The sequence below is a fragment of the Rhizobium sp. FY34 genome, from assembly GCF_005222845.1.
In the GTDB taxonomy this organism is placed as follows: domain Bacteria; phylum Pseudomonadota; class Alphaproteobacteria; order Rhizobiales; family Rhizobiaceae; genus Neorhizobium.
In genome coordinates this window covers 49085-53747 of sequence record NZ_STFZ01000015.1, presented here as the reverse complement: position 1 = coordinate 53747, position 4663 = coordinate 49085, and the positions used below count along the sequence as shown (strand labels likewise).

Below are 4663 nucleotides of genomic sequence, written 5' to 3'. Positions count from 1 at the left end.
TGTCCGACATCAGCGCCCTTGAGACAGATCGTGTTTAATTGAGAGGAGAGGATTTCTGGTTCATCGTAGCTCGATCAAAGGAAGCGAAGATGAGACAGAAAGCCGGGCCGCAGAAACCTGCTGCCGAACACGTCATCAAGGACATCCGCCGTGCGACGCGCAAGCATCACTCGGCCGAGGATAAAATCCGCATTGTGCTGGAAGGCCTGCGTGGCGAGGAGAGCATTGTGGCTCTTTGCCGTCGCGAAGGCATTGTCGAGAGCCTTTATTACAGTTGGTCGAAGGAATTTCTGGAAGCGGGCAAGAAGCGGCTGGCCGGGGATACGGCGCGTGCAGCTACTTCCGATGAGGTGAAAGTTCTGCGCCGTGAAACGCGCGATCTGAAGGAAGTTGTCGCCGAACAGGCACTCGAATTGCGGCTGCTCAAAAAAAGCATGATCGGGCATGGGGGAGACGAGGAATGAGATACCCTGCCTCCGAGAAACTGGAAATTATCCGGATCGTTGAGCAGTCGCACCTGCCGGTGAAGCAAACCCTCGACAAGCTGGGCATTCCACGGCCGACCTTCTACCGGTGGTATGATCGGCTCCAGACCAAAGGCGTCGAGGGACTTGAGGATCGGCATTCCGCTCCGTCGCGGGTGTGGAATCGCATCCCCGATGACGTCCGCAGCCGGATCATCGATATGGCCCTGGATCAAACTGCGCTGTCGCCGCGCGAGCTGGCCGTTCGCTTTACCGACACGGAAAGCTATTTCGTGTCAGAGGCTTCGGTCTATCGCCTGCTCAAGGCCCACGACCTCATCACGTCGCCAGCCTTCATCGTCATCAAGGCTGGCGACGAGTTCAGGGACAAGACGAGCAGGCCGAACGAGATGTGGCAGACCGACTTCACCTATCTGAAGGTCATCGGCTGGGGGTGGTTCTACCTGTCCACGGTGCTCGACGACTTCTCACGCTACATCGTCGCCTGGAAGCTTTGCACGACCATGAAAGTCGATGATGTCACCGACACGTTGAATCTGGCGCTCACAGCATCCGGTTGCGACATGGCAAGGGTGGAACACAAACCCCGCCTGCTATCCGACAATGGCCCGTGCTACATCGCCTCGGACCTCGGCGAATGGTTGGAAGAGCGGTCCATCAAACAGGTCCACGGTGCGCCGGGCCATCCGCAGACCCAAGGCAAGATAGAGCGCTGGCACCAGACATTGAAAAACCGCATCCTGCTCGAAAACTACTTCTTCTCCGAAGACCTTCAAGCCCAGATCGCCGTAAGCGCTGTCCCACTCCCACGTTGCTCGTTGCCGTCTGATCTGTGATCGAGGTTACCATGGATGAAGAACGGGAGTTTCTCCATGGAGACCTCATTGGAGTTTCTCACAACCAGGAAGCCTGGGCGTTAGGCTCACCGACATTGGCCTGACGAGATCAAGGCGAAGATCGTTTCGGAAAGCTTGAGGCCTCGCACGACGGTCAATGAAGTTGCGCAGCGCTATGGATTGCGAGCCAACAGCCTTTCCACCTGGCGGACGATGGCGCGGCAGGGCAAACTGATCCTGCCTGCACCAGAGGATGCGATAGAGTTCGCGGCGGTGATCGTCGACCCACATGTTTCGGAACCGCTGCCGAACGCGATTGGTCGCCCTGAGATCGTCGTTGGCTCTGTTACGATCCGTCTTGAGGAAGGAGCGTCTGCCGTCCGGATCGCTGCCATTGCGCGTGCCCTGGCTGCGGCGACATGATTTTCCCATCGAACCGCGTGCGGATCATGGTGGCGACCAAGCCCGTGGATTTCCGCAAGGGCCATGACGGCTTGGCGGCGCTGGTGAAGAACGAGTTGCACAAGGACCCGTTCACCGGAACCGTGTTCGTGTTCCGGTCCCGCAAGGCGGATCGGTTGAAGCTGATCTACTGGGATGGCTCCGGAATCGTCATGGCTTACAAGAGGCTAGAAGAGCACAGCTTCACTTGGCCGGGCATCAAGGATGGCTTGATGACATTGACCCACGCCCAGTTCGAAGGCCTGTTCGCAGGCCTTGATTGGCGGCGGGTTCATGCCGTCCAGACGAGAACACCGCAGGCCATCGAATAGCTGCGGCACGATGACTCAGCACGGCAAATTCCGAAGGCAAATCGGCTCCGGATTTGGTAGCTTCCGGTCATGCTCGATGCTGCCGATCTTCCTGACGATGTTGCTGCCCTGAAGGCGATGCTGATTGCGGCGCAGGCACGTGAGATGGCGAAGGACGTCGCGATAGCCAGTAAGGATGAGCATATCGCCCGCAAGGATGAGCGGATCGAACGGCTTGAGAAGCTGGTCTCAGCATTCAAGCAGGCAGCCTTCGGACGCAAATCCGAGAAGACCGATCCTGACCAATTCGACCTGGCACTGGAAGACCTGGAGACGGCTATGGCCGTGATCCATGCTGAGGATGAGGCGGACACTCCTGCTAGAAACAGGATTGCCAAGCCACGCGCCATCAATCGCGGCTCCCTTCCAAAGCATCTTCCGCGTGTCGAAGAGGTGATCGAACCGGAAAGCCTGATCTGCGCCTGCGGCGGTTGCCTGCACTGCATTGGCGAGGATGTTTCCGAGCGGCTGGACGTGATCCCGGCACAGTTCCGCGTGATCGTCACCCGTCGTCCCAAGTATACGTGCCGTGCCTGCACAGATGGAGTCGTTCAAGCTCCGGCTCCAGCACGGCTGATCCAGGCAGGCTTGCCGACGGAAGCCACCGTCGCCCATGTGCTGGTCTCCAAATATGCCGATCATCTTCCGCTCTATCGGCAGGCGCAGATCATGAGCCGCCAGGGCATCGATCTCGACCGCTCCACGCTTGCCGATTGGGTCGGCAGGGCAGCGTTCGAATTGCGTCCCGTCTTCGATGCGTTGATCGGCGACCTGAAGCGCTCAACCAAGCTGTTCATGGACGAGACCCGTGCTCCGGTTCTCGATCCCGGCTCGCGCAAAACCAAGACCGGATACTTCTGGGCGCTGGCGCGGGATGACCGACCGTGGGGCGGCGGTGCTCCGCCTGGCGTCGCCTTCACCTATGCGCCTGGTCGCGGGGGCATTCATGCAGAACGGATATTGCAGGGCTTCTCCGGCATCCTGCAGGTCGATGGCTATGCCGGATACAACAGGCTGATTGCGCCGGAGCGCGTTGGTCCAGACATTCAGCTCGCCTATTGCTGGGCTCACGCACGGCGCAAACTGGTGGAGATCACCCGCAACGGCTCAGCACCCATTGCCGAGGACGGTGTCAAACGGATCGGTGAACTGTATCGGATCGAGGCCGAATTGCGCAGACTTGATCCGCAGGCTCGTCTTGCTGGACGGCAGGAGCGGTCAGTGCCACTCGTGGCCGACATGCATACCTGGCTTGTCCACCACCGCGCCCGCGTAGCAACGAAGTCCCCGCTGGGCGAGGCGTTGGCCTACATCGCCAAATACTGGGATGGACTGAAGCTCTTCCTGACCGACGGGCGGATCGAGATCGACAACAACAGTGTCGAGCGGACCATCCGGCCGATTGCTCTCAATCGCAAGAACGCACTCTTTGCCGGACACGATGCTGGGGCGGAGAACTGGGCGACCATCGCCTCGCTCGTTGAGACCTGTAAGCTCAACGCCGTCGATCCGCTGGCATACCTTACCGCCGCACTCACAGCCATCGTCAACGGCCACAGGCAGAATCGTGTCGAGGAGTTACTGCCGTGGAATTATGTGGCCTGACAAAGCAATTATTGTCGGTGACCGCAGCGATTACGAAGCGGCTATCGGCGACATGCGAAGACTAGCCAAGCTGGATTTTGGAGGTCGCCTCACAAAACTATATCATTTATGCTGAATCTCAGCTTGTGACCTGCAGAACGATCTTGCCGCGGGTACGCCCCCCTCGGAGAGATCAAGTGCCTCCTTGACGCTGGCAAGAGGCAGCACTGTCGCCACATGGGCTTTTAGTTTGCCGACTTCAGCCAATTCGCGGATCGAGGCAAGCTGCTCGGCATTCGGCGTGCAATAGACCCGGCCGACACCAACGCCGAACGTGCTCGCCTCATCCTTAGGGAAGGCCACCGCAGTGACCAGGAAACCGCCCTTTTTGAGGGTCGGGAATGCCCGATCAAAGGTCTCGCCGCCTACCGTGTCGAAGACAACATCCATATCATGCGCTACGTCCTCGAAACGCTGCTGTTTATAATCGATGAAGTCGTCTGCGCCGAGGCTGCGGACATAGGCTTCGTTAGCGGCGGAACCCATGGCGGTAACATGCGCGCCTATGGCCTTTCCGAGTTGAACGGCGAGGGAGCCGACGCCGCCCGAGCTGTTGGTAATCAACACACGCTGACCATTAGAGAGTTTGGCAAGGTCGAACATCGCCTGCCATGCTGTCAAAGCTCCAAGCGGTAGTGCCGCCGCCTGGATAAAGTCGAGGTTCACAGGTTTGGGGGCCAGGTCGCCAGCACTAGCAATGGCGTATTCGGCAAAACCACCCATGGGTATGATGCCATACACCGCATCGCCAACTTTAAACCCGCTCACGCCATCCCCAAGTTCCTCGATGGTACCGGCTACCTCACCTCCCAGGTGGATGGGCAACGACATGCCCAGGCGCTGCCCAAGACCACCGCGGATTTTCCAATCTACTGGATTAATACGT

General features: G+C 58.8%; 3 protein-coding genes and 1 pseudogene. 3 read left to right on the top strand and 1 reads right to left on the bottom strand.

Going from position 1 to position 4663, the window contains the following annotated elements:
* Positions 1-89: 89 nt before the first annotated feature.
* From E8M77_RS13480 to E8M77_RS13465, 3 genes and pseudogenes are all read left to right on the top strand, one after another.
* Positions 90-1273, top strand: a pseudogene (locus tag E8M77_RS13480) (IS3 family transposase); the annotation flags it as partial.
* Between the two features lie 467 nt (positions 1274-1740).
* Positions 1741-2094, top strand: coding sequence for an IS66 family insertion sequence element accessory protein TnpB (gene tnpB / locus E8M77_RS13470; RefSeq protein WP_137131161.1), 354 nt, complete (start codon positions 1741-1743; stop codon positions 2092-2094).
* Between the two features lie 69 nt (positions 2095-2163).
* Complete coding sequence (locus E8M77_RS13465; RefSeq protein ID WP_137131160.1) at positions 2164-3738, top strand: IS66 family transposase; 1575 nt, start codon at positions 2164-2166, stop codon at positions 3736-3738.
* Positions 3739-3840: 102 nt separating this feature from the next.
* On the opposite strand, the gene E8M77_RS13460 is transcribed toward E8M77_RS13465, so the two are convergent.
* Positions 3841-4663, bottom strand: an 823-nt coding sequence (locus tag E8M77_RS13460) for an NADP-dependent oxidoreductase (RefSeq protein ID WP_246659252.1), incomplete at its 5' end; no start/stop codon positions are given.